This window comes from Paracoccus sp. pheM1 (genome assembly GCF_018499825.1).
Taxonomy (GTDB): Bacteria; Pseudomonadota; Alphaproteobacteria; order Rhodobacterales; family Rhodobacteraceae; genus Paracoccus; species Paracoccus versutus.
This window is the reverse complement of the sequence record NZ_JAGXCX010000003.1, coordinates 253,990-271,316: the sequence shown is the minus strand read 5'-3', so window position 1 is coordinate 271,316 and position 17,327 is coordinate 253,990. Positions and strand designations below refer to the sequence as shown.

Here is a 17,327-nt window from a genome sequence, read left to right as displayed (position 1 = left end):
ATGCTTCCGGGAGGTTCAGGGGGAATACCCACTCGGAATGCGGGATGGCGGTTTTCGCTGCGGCCAGCCGCGCGGGCTTTGCAGGTTCCGGCCAAAGCGGCTTTGCGGGTTGCAGGGGACGGGATGCCTTCAGGGCGCGCTGTGATCGAGGACGGCGCGCATCAGGCGCCGCAACTCCCCGTCCGGCTCGTCCGGCTCCGCCTTGGCCAGCGCCTCGGCCAGCACGGGCCATCCCAAGACGCGGACCGCATAGGTCGCCGCCCTCCTGTGCCCCGCCAGTGGCGAGGCGAAGGCCTTGGCAAAGGCATCGGCGACCCGCTGGTCGTAGTCCTGCCCCACGGCCGCCAGGGCCACCCGGACCAGTTGCCGCTCGCTGTCGTCACGCGCCAGCAGGGCAAGATGCTGGTCCAGCGTCCCATAGGTTGCGGTCGCGTCGAAGGCTTGCAGGATCGCGGCGGCGGCCTCGGGGTCGCTGGCCTGGGCATCGACATGGGCGATGCGGTTGGTCCGGTCGAGCGTGAGCGTCACCAGAAGCTCGGGGTCATGCGACTCCATCCAGCGGATCGCGCCCGCGGAATCCCCCGCCATGTCCGGCACCGTGAAAAGGTCCAGCGGCGTTTCCGCATTCAGCAGCCGGATCGCCTCGAACGCGCCTTGCCTGACCTTGTCGAGGTCGTCCTCGAGCGCGACATATCTGCCGAAGGAAAGCAGGTCGTCGTCATCCTGGCTCTGGGTCATGGGTATCGGCTCCTGAGGAAGGCGACCATGCTGGCGATGAACTGCTGCGCCGCCGCCGCCTGTTCGGCCGGGGTCGAGGCGCGGCGGCCTGCGCGGCTTACGTTCGATAATGCCCATGAACGAAACGCCTGCGCAAGGTCGCGCAGGGCCTGGTCCTCGCCCAGCACCGTCATGGCGCCGGCCTGCTGCCGAAGCACCCGGTCGAGAAGCTTGAAGATATTGCCGGTGCGCCTGTGGCGGGCCTGGCGGGCACTCGCGATCTGGCCGCGGGTGAAGCTGCCCCTGTCCTGGCGGCCCCGGAAGTCCTGGTCGGCGGCGACCGAGGCGCCGCGCGGCGCCATCGGCGCATATTCGCCGCGCGCCGCCTCGAGCCGCGGGTCGATCATGCCGCGTTCCTCCAATGAGCGGGCGGTGGCGCGCGCCGCAAGCTGGCCCGGCGCGCGAATGGGTTCCACCACGTTGCGCAGCTGGCCCGCGTCGGGGCTGTCGAGATGTTCGGCCCGGAACCCCTCGTAGGCGGGCGCATTCGCCTGGAACAGCATCGAGGAACGCCGCACGTCGCGGATATAGGCCGGTCGGCTGCCCGGCATGCTGATCGAGGCGTGGAACGGCCCCGAGAACCTGCCGAACCTTGCGCGGCCCAAGGGCAGGGGCAACTGGCCCGGAGCGGACAGGAACCGGCGCCCGGCAAAGACGACATCGGCCTCGTTCAGGCCCGCGCCGGCCGTGACCTCGCGGCCTTCGCGCATCTGCCGCTCAAGCTCGGCCGACTGGGCGCGAACGGCGGGATTGGACGCCCGCTCCTGCTCGAACAGCCGTTCGGCCTCGCGCAGGATCGGCTCCAGCGCCCGGCCGATGCGCGCCGGGCTGAGCTGCGCGATGCGCCCCGCGGGGGAAGATGGGTTGATCCGGGCGACGATGGAATCGCCCTGCCGTTCCAGCGAGGTCAGGCGATAGCGCAGCCGCCAGAAGGTTAGCCTTGCGCCAAGGCCCAGGCGCGAGACGCCGCGCCGCGCCAGTTGCTGGACCTGCGGCTGGATCGCCCGCACCGCCCGGTCCAGCCGTTCGCGCTGGCGGCGCTCTTCCTCCTGGCGGCGGCGGCGCCGGCGGTCGGCATCGCTTTCGGAACGCTCGCGCCTGCGGTCGCGGCCGCGATCCCGGTCCCGCTGGCGGCGGTCCGCGGCGCGGCGGTCGCGGCGGGCCTGGTCGCGGGCGCGGCGGCGGGCATCGGCGCTGCCGCCGCGGTCGTCCCCGTCGTCGCGCCGCCGCCCCCGGCCGCCCGCGCGCCGCTCGCCGCTGCGCCGCCGCCGGCGCTCCATGAACTGGCGGAAACGCTGCTGGATGCGGGCGACGATGCGGCCGAAGGGCCGCGCGATGGCCCCCAGCAGGCGGCGGATCAGCGCATCGACGCCAAGGAAGGTCAGCACCATGTCCACCGCCGCGACGATGCCATGCGCCAGGGCGCGCGCGAAGGCCGCCGCGCCATTGCCGGGCGCCGCCACCTGCATGACGAATTCCAGGAAGGCGCGGGCGGCCGAGAACAGCGACTGCACCAGCGACCAGGCCGCGCGGATCGCGTCGATCACCGCCATGATCGCGCCCGCGCCGGGGATCAGCTTCAGCGCAAGCTGGGTGGCCAGCCAGATCATCGCCGCGCCCGCCATCGCGGGCATCAGCAGGGGCAGGCTTTCGGTGATCAGGCCGATCATGCTGGTCGCCAGCGCTGTCAGCATCTCGACCCAGTTCGGCGGCAGGTTCATCAGCAGCTGCAGGCCGGGAACCTTGTTGAAGAACCATTCCTTGAAGGCTTCCTTCAGCGAATCCCACAGGTGGTTCTTGACCCCTTCCTGCGCCTGCGACCCGGCCGCCGACAGGAATGCGCCGATCCCCATCCGCGTCACCCGCGCCATCAGCGCCATGAACTCGCCAAGCGCATCGGCCAGCGCCTTGATCGCCGCGGCGATGCGATCGACGAGGCCCGCGTTCTCGGCCTGGATCTCGGCCAGCTTCGCATCCATCTCGCGGATCGCGCGCTCGCGTTCGCGGTCCAGCGCGGCAAGGGCGGCGCGCTGCGTCGCCTCGATGCGGCTTTCCATCGCCTGGAACTGCGCCTGCGCGCGGGTCAACGCCGCCTGCGCCTCGGCGTCCAGGTTGCCCTTGTTGGCCTCGACCAGCTGGTCGATGGCGGCCTTCGCCTCGGCCAGGATGGCCTTGCAGTCGTCGATGGTGCGCTGGATGCTGCCGCGGATCTCGTTCAGCAGCGCGTCGATGTCGGCGATATACTGGTTGCGGTGGCGGTCGTAGAGTGCCTTGACCTCGGGCAGGCTGTTGATCGACAGCAGCCAGTCCCGCGCGCGGTTGTAAAGCCCCTTGGCGCCGGTATAGCGCCGCGCCTTGAACGCCTCCAGATCGGCCCGGACGCCCGAGGCAAAGGCCTCCAGCCGCTGGCCCTGGCGGTCGCGAAAGCTTTGCACCGCATCGCTTTCCAGCGAGCCCAGCTTTTCGTTCACCTGCCCCTCGGCGGTGGCATAGGTCGCGTTGATCTGTTCGGCCAGGCTGCGCTGGCCGGTCTCTTCGCCCGAGCGGGTGCCGGTCTGCTCGCCGCTCACCGCCTCTTGCGCCGCCTCCCGCCCGGCCTCCATCCCGCCGACGCTTTCGGCCTCGGTCGCGGCCAGCCCCGCTGCGGCCTCTTGCGTGGCGGCGGTCTCGGTCGCGCGGGCGTCGGTCGCGGCGCCGTCCACGTTCTCGTTCAGCTCGTCCTTGTCGTCGCCGATGGCGCGCAGCGGGCCTTCCTCGGCCTTGGCCAGGGTCGCGTCGTCCACGTCATGTTCGGCCAAGGCCTCGTCGGCGGCTTCGCGGAACTCGCTTGCGTCCAGCGATTCCTCGGGCACCGCGGGGGGCGCCGCGCCGGTCAGGCCCGGCGCCGCCGTGGCCGGGGCGGCGACGGGCGCGGGCTGGGGCACGGCCGGGGGCGGGGCCGCGCCGGCCGGCGGGTCGCGCACCGCCGACATCGAGGACTGGACCGGCGCCGCCTGCTGGCCGGCCTCGGCGGCGACCTGCGCGCTGATCTGCTGGCGCGTGCCCGCGCCGCCCGGCCCGGCGAAATTATCCAGCTCCTCGATGGTCGAGGGCGCGGCCGAGGCCAGCGCCGCCCCCGCCCTTTGCTGCGCCGCCGCCGCGTCGGGGGCGGGGATCGCGGCCTGGGCAAGGCTGCCTGCCTGCTGGCTTTGGCCATCGGCCTCGGCCGCATTCGGCGCGGGCTCTGCCGCGGCCCGCGCGGCGCCGATCCGCGCATCCGCGCCCTCGTTCACCTGCAGGGCGTCGGCGCGTTCGGAAAGCCGTTCCCGCGCCTCTTCCGCCGCGGCTTCGCCGCGGTCGCCAAGGTTCTGGCCGAAACGCTTCGCGCCGCCGCCGCCGCCACCACCTCCGCCGCCGCCCTTGGCGCGGGGGCCGCCCTTGTCCTTGGCAGCCGCGGCCTTGCCCTTCTCGTCCTTTGTCCGGCGGCGATCCGCGCCGTCCCTGTCCTTTTTCTTCTGCGGGGTGCGGTCCGGCGCGGTCTCGGCCGCCCCGGCCGGCGCGCCGGCGATGGCGACCGAAGGCGCGGGCTTCGCCTCGGCCGCGTTCTCGCCGCGCGCGGTTTGCGAATCGTCTGGGGCCTTGCTCGCGGGCGCGGTCGCCCCCGGCCGGCCGCCGGGCCTGGTCAGGCCCGAAATCTGCCCGCCCGCGGCCGAGACCTGCGAGGTCATCATCGGCGTCAGCACCGGCCCCGCCCCCGGCGCCACCGCACCCGGCCGGGCCGGGGCCTGCGACAGCGCGGGCGAGGCGGCGAAGGGCGCGGCCCCCGCCAGGGCGCGGCGCATGATCCGGCCTCGCAGCGACTGCCCCGCCGCCCCGACCTGCGCCCGCCCCCCCGCCAGGACCGTCGCGGCCGCCGTGTCGGCGGCGGTTTCGGCCGCATCGCCGGGATTCGAGACCAGCGATTTCGCCTGCACCGCGCCGCCGCCGCCCGAGCGGCGCTGCTGCACGACATGGGCCAGCTCATGCGCGATCAGGCTGTCGCCCGCCGTCGAGCCCGGCCGATAGCGGCCCGGCGCAAAGGCGATATCGCTGCCCGAGGTCAGCGCCTGGGCCCGCGCCCGTCCCGTCGCCTGCGCCGCCGCCCCGCCGGTATGGATGCGCACATCGGAAAACGAGGCGCCGAAGCCCGTTTCCATCCGGGCGCGCAGGCTGGCGGGCAGCGCCGCGCCGCCGACAAGGCTGCGCTGCAGCAGGTTCAGCGGTTGTGGGGCGTTGTCGTGGCCGGTCGCGGCCGAAACCGGGGCCGAAACCGGGGCGGGGGCCGGGGCAGGCGCCGCCGGGCTGCGCGAGGCGTCGGCCGAACGGGTCGAAACGGGGCCGGACCTGGCCTTCATCCTGGGCCTCCCGCCTTGCGGGGCACGCCGGAAAGAGGAAGTGGACCAAGCCGTAGCACGGTCCACTCCCAGGGACTTGAACCCTTCGGCATCCGCCGACCAGACGACTCGAACGCAGTTTCCCGGTTCGAGATCCCCTTCAGCCTAGCATTTCCGCGGGTCCGCTCCAAAGCAATTCTCCGCCTCAGGGCAGGGTCGCAGGCAGGCTGGGACTGCCCATCCCCGAATAGGCGTTGTCGGCGAAGGCGCCGATGAAGACGTCGGGGCGGCCCCAGCTTGGCTCGTCATTGCCAAGGCTGACCCAGCGTATCCCGACCGAGGGGCCGTGGCAGAAATTGCCCCTGACCTCGACCAGCGGCCCGAACCAGCCCCACAGGCGGATGCCGTCGCAATCCAGCCCGATCGGCTGCTCGCCATCCGCCAGTGGCACATAGCCGGCGTCGATGGCCTGGTTGCCGTTGATCCGCGCCGACAGGGTGCTGCCGATCCAGATGCCGCCGCGCTGGCGGGCCTGCCAGGGCAGGCGCAGGTCGATGCGGTTGTCCTGCACCTCGACCGAGCGCAGGAAGATGAAGTTCGACCGCGACCGGCCCGAAGAGCCGGCGACGCGGATCCCCTGCGCGAAGCCCGAAACCTGGTTGCCGCGGATGCGCGCGCCCTGGCCCGGCAGGGCCAGCAGCGCGGCGACCGGGCGGGCCAGCGTCTTGCCGCGCGCCGGCCCGCGAGAGGCGGCGACGGTGATGCCGGTCCGGCCGTGGACCAGGCCGTTCGTGGCGGTCAGCCCGTCGCGCAGGGGCTGGAACAGCGGCCCCATCCCGGCCGGGATGGTGGCCGAAGAGCCCAGGCCGAAGACCGCGCGCGCCAGGTCGCGGCGAAAGTCGCGCAGGAAATCGTCCATGATCTCGGGCGGGTGGCTGGCGCCGCCGGGGGGCTGGTTGGTTTCCGCGACCCGCTCCCACAGCTCGCTGCCCAGCGTCGCATGGGTGGAGAAGCTCAGCGTGTCGCGGCCCCACATGCCGTTCGCCATGGCGATGCCGTGCCGCGCCACCACGGGCGGACCCGGCGGCGGGGCAAAGGCGAAGACCGGCCCGCCGACGAAGTCGAAGCCGCCATCGCCGTCATGCAGGGTGATGCGGTCCAGCAGCACCTCGCCGACCGCGCGCAGGATCTCGCCCCCGGCGGCGAGTTCGGCGGCAAGGTTCAGCGGATCGGGGCGGATGGCGATGACATTGTCCTCGATCTCGGCATGGCCGGGATCGGCGGCGGTGACGCCGCTGTCGAACTGCCCCAGGCTCAGCGTGCAGCGGCGCATGGCGAAGCGGCGGGTCGGGCGGGCGGGCCCCGACACCTGCCGCACGGCCGCGGGGCCGGGTGCGGCAAGGCCGGCCGCGGTGATGCGGATCTGGTCCAGCCGCACCTCGCCGCAGTCGACGAAGTCGATGACCGCCCCGTCGCCTGCCGCCAGCGCCTCGGCCGCGAAGTCGCGCAGGTCGACCGAGCGGCAGCGCTCGAAGCGGATGATGCGCCGCAGGTTGCCGCGCAGGATCGTGCCCGGCCCGATGCCGCCGACGATCAGGTCGCCCTTGTCGGCGACGACGATGGTCGCTGCCAGGTCGCGCACCCCGGCATTCAGGCAGATGCGGGCGTTGCCGTCCGCGGGAATGGTGTCGATCACCGCCTGGACCGAGGCCCCCGGCGGCACTGCGATCTCGCCGCAGCCGTCCGACAGGCGCAGGAACAGTTCGTCCAGCGCCTCTTGCACGGTATCGGCCTCGGTGCCGACGCGGGCGCCGTCGTAGCCGGTGAAATCGGCCTCTTGCCGGCACAGCTTGCGGCTGCGCCTGTCCAGCCATGCGCGCAGGATCATCGGCGTCGCCGCCGCGCCCCGCTCCAGCAGCGCCAGCGGCGCGAACTGCCGCTCGGGGCCGTGGGCGGTGGTGACGGCGGGGCCGTTGGCCTGGGGCGCCAGCACGCGGGCCTCGGCCTGCCACCAGTCGCCGGGTTCGAAGGCGCCGGCGACCTCGGCGATCAGCCCGTGTTCCAGCGTCAGCGTGGCCGCGCCGGTGCCGGGCCTTTCCAGGAGGCCCGACCACAGCCGCAGCTTGAGCCCGTCGCTGCCCAGGGGCGCGGGGCTGAAGGGCGGTGCCGGGGTTTCGGTCAGCGGGTCCAGCAGCCGGAACTCGCGCAGCGAGCCGGCGACGACATCGCCGCCGTCCAGCCGGAACAGCATCCCCTGCATCCTGCGCGGGCGCAGGAAGCCTGCGGCATTGACCGCGCCGGGGGCGGCGTCGCCGCGCTCGATCGCGTCCGAGGTCAGCTCGACCAGGTCGCCCGCGCGCAAGGGATCGTTCGCGCCGACGCGGACATGGGTGACGGCCGCGCCCGGCGGCTGGTCGGGCATCAGGGTGCAGGGCCACAGCCCCGCCGCATTGTCGCGCGACCACTTGAACCGCGTGACCGCGCCGCCGCCGGTCGTGACCTCATGCACGACCAGCCGATACAGGCGGTTTTCCGTGCCGCTGTAGCCGCCCGGCACCGGCAGGTCGCAGGGATCGGCGGCGGCGGTGCCGGCGCTGGTGCCGAAGGTGACGCTGCCCGTGGGCAGGGTCAGGCGGCCGAAGGCGGCGGCGATGGCCGCGGGATCGCTGAGCCCCGTGACGGGGGCCAGCTTGACCTGGGCCACCACCTCGGAGCGGCTGGTCGTCTCGCGGCCGGGGCCAAGCGCCTGTTCGCGCAGGCCGGGATCCTCGACGGCGGTGACGACGCGCTCGGCCAGTTCCAGATAGGCCGCGACGCGCGAGCCCGGCGCCCCGGCCGAGGCGGCGCGCAGCTGGTCCGCCGCGGGTCCGGTCAGGTCCGGCCAGGCGGCCTCGCGGGCATCGGCCAGCAGCCCGCCGATCTGGAAGCCGCCTGCGCACCAATGCAGCACGGCCGCGGCGGCGGCGGGGGCCTCGGTTTCGATCAGGGCGACCCAGCAGGGCTGCGCGCCGGGGGCGAAGACGGCCTGCGCCCCGTTCAGCGTGACGGCGAAGGGGGCGTAGCTGCCGGCCGCCGGGATGTTGAGCACGGTGCCCGCGACCGCCACCGTCGCCGGCTGGTCGGCGCGCATCCAGACCCGGCAGGGCGTCGGCGCGGCCAACGGGCTGCGCAGCGGCACGGCGACGGTTCCCGCCCCGCCGCCAAGCTGAAGCCCCGGCAGCCGGTCCAGATACTTGCGCGAGAAGTCCCGCGTCGCGCTGGCGCCGCCCGCCGCCTGCGGCTGTTGCCCCAGGACCGGGTCGAACATCGCCAGAAGCCGCCCCGGCGTGACGAAGAACCCCAGGTCGGTCGAGCCGCTTTCGCAGGCGACATGCGCCAGCCCCTGCCGGTCGATGCGGTCGCCGGCGTCCATCAGCGCATGCAGGTCGCTGTCGAGGATCGGTGCGCCCTGCCGCGGCAGCACGCGCCGATAGCTGCGCCCGCGCTTGGCGTCAGGCCGGTGTCCGCGCGAAAAATCCCCTTCCATGGCCTGTCCTCCCTGTCGTTCCCGTCCGGCCGGGCCCTGTCAGGCCCGCGCCACGATTCCCGTTCCCAGCCCGGCCGGCGTATGCTCGGCCAGGCGCCGCTCCAGCCCGGCGTAAAGCTCGCCCAGCCTTGCGGCGTTGAAGGCGCCGATCTCGCGCCCGTCCGAAGCGCCGGTCAGCACCCGCCCGTCGCCCTGCGCATCCAGCCGCAGGAATGCCGGGTCGCGGCGCTCGCGGCTTTCGAAGGGCGGGCGGATCGGCTGGCCGGTCGCGGGGTCGGTTTCCAGCACGCGGTGGCGGCGCGGCGTCTGGCTGCCGGGGCCGACCAGCGAATAGCGCAGGCAGCCGCGAAACCGTTCATGCGCCAGCAGGAGCCCGGCGACGATGGTGTCGGAAAGCTCGGCCTGGCCCACCTCGATCCGGCCCAGCAGGGTGGCGCGTTCGCTGGCCAGCCGTGCCAGCGGCGCGGTCAGCGCCGGCTGGATGTCCTCGGCCGCGGCGAGGATGGAATCGGCGATGTCGATCTCGCCCGGTTCATCGACCAGCAGCGGGCCGAGGATGCAGCGCCGGATCGTCGCGCGCTCGACCCCCGCGGCCTCGAGCAGGCGCAGCCGCAGGGTGATGTCGGCGCGCAGCACGCCCAGGAAGCCCAGGAAGACCTGCTGCGCCGGGGGCAGTTCCAGCGTCATGGCGGCCGCGCCCGCGCGGGTCAGGGCGATGCCGCCAAGCGCCAGGCTGTCATAGCTGGCCGCGCCCGGCGCCGAGGAGGCGACCTGGATCACCGGCCGCTCGAAGGGCGCGGCGCGCAGTTCCAGCCGGGCGGGGCCGGCGGGCCAGGCCAGCGCCTCGGCCGGGTAGAAGCCGGAATCGACGATCTCGATGATCTCCTCGGACTGGCCCGCGCCTGCCGCCGCCAGCGCCGCCGCGACCGTGCGGTGCAGCGGCAGGCCCAGCAGATCCGGCGAGGCGCCGCTGCCAAGATGCCCCGAGGCCGAGACCAGCCGCGTCGGCGCCGGGCGCAGGCCCAGCCAGCGGCGGTGGTCGACGGGCAGGGCGCCCATGGGCATGGTTGCGCCCTCTTGCAGGTCCACCGTCACCGGGCCCGGCTCGGCGATGCCGGCGGCGGGCGGATGCGGCACGATGCCGTCGCCCGCGTTCATCGCGAAAAGCCCGAAGCGCGGGTCGATGTCCAGCCGCCCCGGCCGGGCCGGTTCCAGCACGTCGGGGCCGGATTCGCTTTGCCACGGACACAGCCGGCGCCAGCCCGCCTCGCGCCGCCGGATCGGGACCGGGCCGGGCAGGGGCGCGGCATCGCCCAGGCTGCGCCGCATCGGCGTCGTCGTCCCCGCAAGCCAGGTCGAGCCGTCCGCGCCGACCTGGACCGCCAGGCTGTGCCGGGCCAGCAGCGGGCCGCGCGGCCAGAAGGCGCTGCCGTCCGGCGCCGTCTCGGCCGTCTGCGAGGCGACGAGTTCGGGCAGGTGGATCAGCGCCGCGCTGCCGTCATAGGCGGTAAAGGCGACCTCGGCGGGGGTCATGACCGCGCCGTTCAGGCCGGATTCGAAGCGCAGCGACAGCGCCAGGTCGGAAGGCCCCGCGGCCAGGATCGCGCCAAGCGCGGCGAAACGCGCGGGCAGCGCGGCGGCGGCCAGCGGCACGCCGTCCGCGCCAACCGCCGACCAGCTGGCGCTGCGCGGGTCGGGGCCGCTCCAATCCAGCCGCAGCATCGGGGCAAAGCGGCGCTGGCCGGCGAAAAAGGACAGCGCCAGCACCAGCGCGCAGCGGGTGGCCGGGGTCGCTGGCAGCAGGCCGTTCGCCCGCAGCACGGTCCCGCCATGCAGCACCGCGGGCGCGGCGGCGGGGGCGGCCAGCGCCGGGGCGAAGGGCGCGCGCTCGGCGGTGCCCTCGGCCTCGGGCCAGACCGGCCCGACGGGGGCCGAGGCCAGCGCCCGGCCGGGCAGCGCGCCCGCCGCCAGCGGCAGGGGTTCGTGCAGCGCGCCGTCGGCGCCGATCCAGTAGAGCCTTTCGCCGCTGATCCGCTGTTCGGGGATGCGCAGATACAGCGCGCCGCGCAGATAGCCCGCCAGCGCCAGCTCGGCCACCGCCGCGGCGCGGCCGGCCGAGGGCGCGCTGCCCGCGACCTCGATCACCGTCGCGCCGATCATGCGGCTGGCGGCGGGGGCCTCGGGGCGCAGGCGCAGCAGCATGGCATGGCTGTCGAGGACATCGCCCGCGCCCGGCGCGGTCCCGGCCTGGCCCGCCGGGCCGACGGTGATCTGCCCGCGCAGCTCCGCCAGCGCCAGGTCGGGCAGGTTGCCGGCAAGCGGGGCCGAGACCAGCTCGATCTGGACCGGGCCGGAATAGCGCCGGGTGTCGGCGTCGATCAGGCCCAGCACGGCGGGGCTGCGGCCCAGGATATTGTCGGCCGGATCGCGCCTGGCATTGCGTGGGACGGGCGTGGCGGGCCGGACGGCGGCGGCGGGAACGCCGGTCAGCCGCACGGCAAAGCGCCCCTCGCGCCCGAACCAGGCACCCGGTTCCTCGGCGAACAGCCCGTCGGGCACGCGGTCGGTGCCGGGGCGGTCGTCGAACCCCGAGGCGCGCACGCGCAGCGGCCGCCAGGCATTGTCCGGGTCGAAGGCAAAGCGGCGATCCCCCGCGCCTGCGGGCAGTTCATGGCAGGCCGCCCGGCGCAGGGGCTGAAGCTGCGTCGGAAAGGTCCAGTGGACCAGGTGCCGCGGATGGACATGGCCCGAATCGGGGCCGATGGGGCGCGGGTCGAAGAGCCGCATCAGCCCCGCCAAGGGCCCCGAGGCGCGGTCGGCGACCGAGGCGGGGCGCAGGTCGGCCATCACCCGCTCGGCGCGCAACAGGTTCAGATCCTGTGTCAGCATCAGCGCCTTCCAGCCTTCCCTCAGCGCCACCTGCCGGTCGGACAGCACCCGCGCCATTTCCTCGAGCATCGCGGGCGTGCCCTTGCGCCGCCGCCAGCCCATCGCCGCGCCGAGGTTGCGGCGGTTCGCGTCCGCGTCGCGAAACACCAGCTCCAGCCCGATCGAGGCGGCCAGCACCGGCAGCATCTCTTCGCCCGCGCTTTCGATGAACAGGTCGGCATGGAGTTCCTCGACCGATTGGCGCAGGGCGGCCAGGGGGGCGGCAAGCGCCTCGACCATGGCCAGCAGCTCGGCGGGCTCGGGCGGCTCGGCCAGCGCGGCGGCCCGGTCGCGGCGCTTGTAGTATTCGGGGACGAGCGCATGGAGCAGGTCGCGCGTGCGGTTCAGGTGGTCGCGGTCATAGGGATAGCTCATGGCGTGCCCCCCTGTTGCAGGCGGCCCAAGGCGCCGGGTTCCAGCACCTGGATCTCCAGCGCCGAGGGCTTCAGCCGCAGCCATTGCCGGGTGCTGGCGTGGATGATGTCGGCGACCTCGGCCGTGCCCGCCGCGGGCAGGGCCAGGCGGTAGCGCGTCGCCAGCACCGCGGCGATGCCGGGCCGATCCAGCAGCTGCGCGTAAAGGCCCGACAGCGATTGCGGCGCCGAGAGTTCGCGCCCGGCAAAGCTGAACAGCCCCGGCAGGTCGCGCCCGCCCAGCAACAGCGCCTCGGCCTCGTGCCGCGCGGCCTCGGCCAGCCAGGCGCGGTCGCGTTCGATCCGCAAGGCCAGCGCGATGTCCACCGCCTGCGGGGCGGCGACGATCAGCGCCTGCCCGGTATCGCGGCGCGCATCCAGGAAGGCGGTGAAACCCGCAAGATCGGCCGGCCCGTTGCCCTCGGCATCGGCGGCGACAAGCTCGATCCCCACGCCGTCGCGCCAGCGGGCCGAGGCGCGGCTGATGCCGGGGAAAAGCAGCGCCAGGTCGGCGTGGTCCTCGATCGAGACGGCGCGGTCGAATACCCGGACCGGGCGCACCGCCTGCCGGGCGATGTCGTCGGCGCCGGCGGGATCGGCGCCGCCGGCGATGGGCAGGGGGTTCGTCACCGCCCCGATCAGCGGCGACGCCTTGCGGATGCGGCTGAGCCGGCCGGCGCCGGCATTGCCCGCGGCCCCCAGCCCGCAGCGATAGGCGGCGGTCACGTTGCGCTGCCCCGAGGGCGGGATCGCGCCCCGCCCCTCGCCGCCGAAGCGGATGCGGACCTCGCCCGCCGCATCGGTCTGGGCCAGATGGACCCGCGCGTCGGGGCCGGCGCCGTGGAAGTCCGGGGCCAGATCCCACAGCACGCCGTCGACGCGCACCTCCAGCGCCATCCGGCTGCCGAGCGCGCCGGGCAGGCGGGTGACGGGGGCGTTCTTCAGCGCGAATTCCTGGTGCGGCGTCACCCCGTCCGAACTGCCCAGGATTTCCTGCTTCGCCTCGCCATGGCTGACGCGGACGACATTGCCCAGCACCTCGACATCGCCCATCGGCCAGCCCGCGGGAAAGCCGCCCGGCACTTCCAGCCGCAGGGTCCATCCCTCGCTGCCGGCGGCCGGCGGCTTGATCGCGGCGAAGATCGCCTCGCGCGCCTCGCCGGTCGAGACGCGGCGCAGGATCGCCGGGCGGCCGGGGCGCATGGCAGAGAGGTCCGCCGCGACCGCGAACTCGGGCTGGAGCGGCGCCGGGTTCGGGATGGCGGGCAGGAGCTCCAGCACCTCGGACCAGCCGGTCAGGACATGGGCGTCCAGCGGAAACTCGGTCCATGACCGCAGCGGCCGGGCGGGCGAGGGCATGGCCAGCCCCAGCGTGGTCGCCCGGCCGGAAAGCGCGGTTTCGGTGACGGTCTTTTCGGTCGTGACCGACACCACGGCCGCGCCCGCCGCATTGGTCGAGGTCGCGACCTTGGGCTGTTCGGTCACTTCGCCGCGCAGGAAGGTCACGACCGTCTCGGCCAGGGTTTCCAGCCAATAGACCTCGGCCCGGTCGGGGAAAAGCACCACGGCCGCGTCGCCGGGCGCGGGCGGATCGTTCAGCGCTTCCGCAAGCAGCAGGGCATCGCCGAGCGCCGCGGGCGAGACATAGCCGAAGGCGGTGGTGCCCGCGGGCTGGGTGGTCGGCGGGCTGGCATAGGGCTGGGCCGCGGCCAGTGCCCCGGCCGGCCAGAGCGCGCCCGGAGCGTTCCAGCCGAACAGCCGCGCGTCATGGCGCGGCCGGGCCAGGATGCGATAGCCGGCCAGCCAGTCCGCGCCGGTGCCCGCCTCGGCAAAGGCATGGCCGCCGATGTGCCGCAGCCCGATCTGCGGCGGCCTGCTGCCCTCCATCGCGTCGGCGACGCGAAAGACGCCGAGCCCGCGCGCGCCGTCCAGGACGACGATCTCGTCCTTGCCCAGCCCGTGGCGTTTTTTCAGGCGCAGCACCAGATGCCCGCCGCTGGCCTGGACCGGGTCCGGGATCTCGGCCCCGGCGGGGCGGATGGCGTTCCATTGCGCGTCGAGCTGCGCCTCGGCCAGGGTCTCGAAGGTCTGCGCCCTGGCCTCGCCCAGGGGCGAGGTCTGCAAGGCGAAGCCCTGCGGCAGGCTGCCCGACAGGCCGGGCTTGACGGTGAAGGCCGCAAGCCCGGTCGCCGCCGCGCCGGGGCCGGGGCTGTAGGCCAGCTTGCGGGCATGGCGGGTCAGGTTTTCGGCCAGCCGGGCCGAGCCGAGGCAGGCTTCGCGCGCATAAAGCCCCTGATGCTCGCCCAGGATATGCGCGACCAGCGCCGGCAGTTCGATCAGCGTGCGGGCAAGGCCGCGCCCCTTGGCCGGGATCTCGATGCCGTGGCCGTCGCGGGCGACGGCCTCGGCCAGCGCGACCAATGCGTTGAAATCGGGCCCGAAATAGCGGCTTTCGCCGCGGGGCGAGGGGCTGGGGCGATGGATCGGCGGGCGCGACATGGCTTTACCCCGTGCTTGCGGGTTCGGGTGCGGGGCCGGCCACGACGAAGCCCTGGCCGGGCGGCGGCGTGTCGGTGCCCATGACGGTGACGGTCAGCCGGCCCCGTTCGGGCCGCGCCTCGTCGCCGGAAAACTGCGCGATCTCGGTCGGGCCCAGCTCGATCGCCGGCAGGACGGCGGGCGCGCCCGCGCGGCGCAGCGGGCGGAAGGTCGCGGCCTTGACCGCGCCCACGCCGGGGGCGCGGGCGGCGGCGGCCAGCAGTTCGGACAGCAGCACGGTGTCGCCGAAGCCCCGGCGCGAGGGGTGGAAGAAGCCCGGCCGCGCCGCGCTGCCCGGCGCCAGCGCCTCGCGCAGGGCGCGGCGGATCGCGGCGGCGCCGGCGCCCGCGCGCGGGCAGACGACAAGATGCAGGTCCAGCGCCACGTAATCCGGCGCGCCCAGCACATGCTCGCGTCCCGCCATGCGCAGCGCGTCGAGATGGGCGTGGACCGCCGCCGCCGTCGCCGCGTCCAGCCGGTCGCCCTGGTCCGGGGCGCAAAGGACCAGGATGGTGTTGAACACCCCTCCCAGCGGTTTTGCCGCGGCGCGGGCGACGCCGGGGATGTCCTCGGCCGCGCGGGCGTAGTCGTCGGCGGTGACGCAGCGGGCGCGGGCGGGGTTGCGGATCGATTCCGGGATCAGGTCGCGGGCAACGGCGGTCGAGACCCGCGCCCGCCCGCCCGCCGCCGGCAGCAGGTTCGTCGCGGCGACCGGCGCCAGCGTCGCGAAATCCGCCGCCGCCCCGGCATCGCCGCCGCCCGGCGGGCGCGCGCCGGTCAGGGCGAAGGCGCCCAGGTTTCCCGCCTCGGCATCGCCCTGCCGCCAGTCCAGCCTTATGCGCTGGTGCGCGGGCTGGTTCGCCAGCGCCCGCGGCCCCGACCCCGGCGGCAGGGGCAGCGCCCGGCCGCGATTGCCGTCGCCGAACATCAGCCAGACCGCGCCGTCCTCTTCCGTCTCGGTGGTGAAATGGCGGTCGAAGCCGGCCGAGTTCATCAGCGTCGGCTGCCATTCCCATGCCTCGGCCCCGACATGCAGCCGGACCGAGGGGCGGCCGTCCCCGTCCGTCAGCACCTGCGGCTGCGGCGTCCTGAGCGCGCGGATCGTGACTGCCCCGGTCAGCAGGTCGGTCGCGGTGACGACGTCCTGCCGGCCGGCGCCCAGGCCCATTGCCGCGCCTTCCTCGTTCGCGGCGCTGGCGGGGTCGCCGTGGATCGCCTCGACCAGGTTCGCGGTGATCAGCAGCGGCGCGCCCTCGGGGTCCGACCAGGGCCGGAAGGGCAGGGGCAGCGGCTCGGCCAGTTCCAGCCGCGTCAGCTCGCGCGGCAGCGTGTGGGCGGGGTCCGAGGGGTCGGCGGCCCAGCCCGGCTGGCTGATCTCGGCCAGGGCCGCGATCCGGGTGACATGGGCGGCGCGGCCCTGCACCAGCGCGATGCGCTGGCCCGGCAGCAGATGCGCGCCCCAGCCCCACAGCAGCAATTCGCGCGCGCCGGCGGGCAGGATCGCATCGGGCGCGCCGGGCCAGGCCGCCGGCCGCAGCAGGCCGCGGTCGGCATCGCGTTGCAGCCCGGCATTCCAGGCGGCGTCCAGCATGGCGGGGGCCCGGCTGGTGAAGGTGGCGGTGATCCGGCCCATGCCCTCTTCGCGCACGAAACGGGTGCCCGCGGGCAGGAAGCCCGCCCGGCCGGGCGGCAGGTCCACGGCGACGACGGCAAGGGCCGAGTCGCCCTCGTCCAGCGCCAGGCCGAGCGCGGCGGCATGGCGGCTGAGCGAAAGCCGCTCGCGCGCGGTGTCGACGAACGCCTCCTGCGCGACGCGGTCCTGGTGCAGCGACAGCATCTCGGCATGATGGGCCAGCAGTTCGACCAGCATCGCCTCGGTCGAGGCGGGGTTGGTGCCGGCCCAGTTCGGATCGGTGGCGGCGGCCCAGTTCTGCATCACCGCAAGGAAGCCGGTGAAATCCTTGGTCGCGAGGTCGATGGCGGGCTGCACCCCCGGCGGCGGGGGCGGCGCGGCGGGTTCGCGGCAATCGCCCGCCGGGCAGGCGACGAAGAAATCGAAGCCGGCCTCGGCGAAGAACGGGTCGAGCGGGTCGTCGCCGCCCGAAAGCAGCCGCACCAGCGTCCGGCCGCGCGGCCCCTGCTGGACGAAGCGGACGGTGATGGTGCCGTCGCCATCCGCGACCGGCATCACCTCGGCCTCCAGCGGCAGGCCGCCCGGCGCGGTGACGGCGATGTCCTGGGGCGCAAGGCCCGCGGCCGGCTTGGCCAGCCGCACCGACAGGGCCACGGCAAAGCCCGGCGGTGGCGGTTCGGAAAAGCTCAGCGCCGCGATTCCCTGCCAGCCCGGCCCGATCTCGGCCTCGCCCCATTGCAGTCCGAAGGCGCCCGGCTCGCTCATAGCACCACCTCCAGCCGGTGGGGCGTGCGGTCGGCGCGCAGGGCGTAGTCGATCGAGACCAGAACCGTGCCCTCGTCGCCGCCATCCTCGACGGTCAGCTCCTCCAGCGTGACCTCGCCGGCGAAAACCGCGTCGAGGCTTTCGCGGATGCGGTATTCGATGGCCGACAGCGCCAGCGGAGAGATGTTCTGGAACACCTGCGCATCCAGCCCCGCGCCGAAGCGCGGGCGCATGACGCGCTCGGCCGGGCGGGTGAACAGCACCGCCATGATGCGGTCGCGGACATGGAGATGCGCATCCTCGGTCTCGGCCAGCCCCTCGCGGCGCAGCCGGGTGCCGGCGCGCACCAGCGGCGGGCCAAGGGCGAAGGGATCGGCGATATGTCGGGCGGCCAT

Annotated in this window: 7 protein-coding genes; all 7 read right to left on the bottom strand. The window is 74.4% G+C overall.

Annotation, left to right across the window (positions count from 1 at the left end; genetic code table 11):
- Positions 1 to 129: 129 nt before the first annotated feature.
- The 7 genes from KF941_RS24075 to KF941_RS24045 all read right to left on the bottom strand — a co-directional run bounded on the left by KF941_RS24075 (position 130) and on the right by KF941_RS24045 (position 17,327).
- Positions 130 to 738 carry a hypothetical protein gene (locus KF941_RS24075; protein ID WP_214274787.1) on the bottom strand — a complete coding sequence of 203 codons (609 nt, stop codon included), beginning with the start codon at positions 736 to 738 and terminating at the stop codon, positions 130 to 132.
- Complete coding sequence (locus KF941_RS24070; protein WP_214274786.1) at positions 735 to 5,150, bottom strand: DUF4157 domain-containing protein; 4,416 nt, start codon at positions 5,148 to 5,150, stop codon at positions 735 to 737. The genes KF941_RS24075 and KF941_RS24070 overlap by 4 nt, the downstream gene beginning before the upstream one ends.
- Positions 5,151 to 5,334: 184 nt before the next feature.
- Positions 5,335 to 8,655, bottom strand: a complete 3,321-nt coding sequence (locus KF941_RS24065) for a hypothetical protein (RefSeq protein WP_214274785.1) — start codon at positions 8,653 to 8,655, stop codon at positions 5,335 to 5,337.
- Between the two features lie 39 nt (positions 8,656 to 8,694).
- Complete coding sequence (locus KF941_RS24060) at positions 8,695 to 11,958, bottom strand: phage tail protein (RefSeq protein WP_214274784.1); 3,264 nt, start codon at positions 11,956 to 11,958, stop codon at positions 8,695 to 8,697.
- Positions 11,955 to 14,495, bottom strand: a complete 2,541-nt coding sequence (locus tag KF941_RS24055; protein WP_214274783.1) for a hypothetical protein — start codon at positions 14,493 to 14,495, stop codon at positions 11,955 to 11,957. The genes KF941_RS24060 and KF941_RS24055 overlap by 4 nt, the downstream gene beginning before the upstream one ends.
- 4 nt (positions 14,496 to 14,499) lie before the next feature.
- Complete coding sequence (locus KF941_RS24050) at positions 14,500 to 16,932, bottom strand: baseplate J/gp47 family protein (RefSeq protein WP_214274782.1); 2,433 nt, start codon at positions 16,930 to 16,932, stop codon at positions 14,500 to 14,502.
- Positions 16,929 to 17,327 (bottom strand): GPW/gp25 family protein, encoded by a 399-nt coding sequence (locus KF941_RS24045; RefSeq protein ID WP_072461273.1) that lies wholly within the window; start codon positions 17,325 to 17,327, stop codon positions 16,929 to 16,931. The genes KF941_RS24050 and KF941_RS24045 overlap by 4 nt, the downstream gene beginning before the upstream one ends.